At 70.4% G+C, this 466-nt stretch carries 2 pseudogenes; one reads left to right on the top strand and one right to left on the bottom strand.

The features are described from left to right. Positions 1 to 242, top strand: a pseudogene (locus A6V37_RS43340) (DUF2891 family protein); the annotation flags it as partial. A 27-nt stretch (positions 243 to 269) separates the two neighbouring features. Here the strand turns inward: A6V37_RS43340 and A6V37_RS43335 are convergent. Further along, positions 270 to 398, bottom strand: a pseudogene (locus tag A6V37_RS43335) (DUF2891 family protein); the annotation flags it as partial. Between the last annotated feature and the right edge of the window lie 68 nt (positions 399 to 466).

The following is a 466-nucleotide window of genomic DNA, read 5'->3' as shown; positions in this document are numbered from 1 at the left end:
GGGCAGGGGAGGCGCGGGGCGCCGAATTCCTCCGGCCAGGGTTAGTGGAGGCGGAGCTGGTGGGGGGGGTGCTGCCGCCCGCGCAATTGGTCGACTGGTGCGGGCGCTTTCTGCCGGATCTCGGCGCGAAAAAGCCCGCCACGCGGTTCGAGCCGGTCACCGTGACGGATCGCACCGACGGCAAGATCGCGCATCTCGACGGCTTGAATCTCAGCCGCGCATGGTGCCAGCGCGCGCTGGCACCATGCGCGGCTGAGATTCAAGCCGTCGAGATGCGCGATCTTGCCGTCGGTGCGATCCGTCACGGTGACCGGCTCGAACCGCGTGGCGGGCTTTTTCGCGCCGAGATCCGGCAGAAAGCGCCCGCACCAGTCGACCAATTGCGCGGGCGGCAGCACCCCCCCCACCAGCTCCGCCTCCACTAACCCTGGCCGGAGGAATTCGGCGCCCCGCGCCTCCCCTGCCC

The sequence above is a fragment of the Paraburkholderia ginsengiterrae genome (assembly GCF_001645125.1).
In the GTDB taxonomy this organism is placed as follows: domain Bacteria; phylum Pseudomonadota; class Gammaproteobacteria; order Burkholderiales; family Burkholderiaceae; genus Paraburkholderia; species Paraburkholderia ginsengiterrae.
This window is presented reverse-complemented; position numbering and strand designations above follow the sequence as displayed.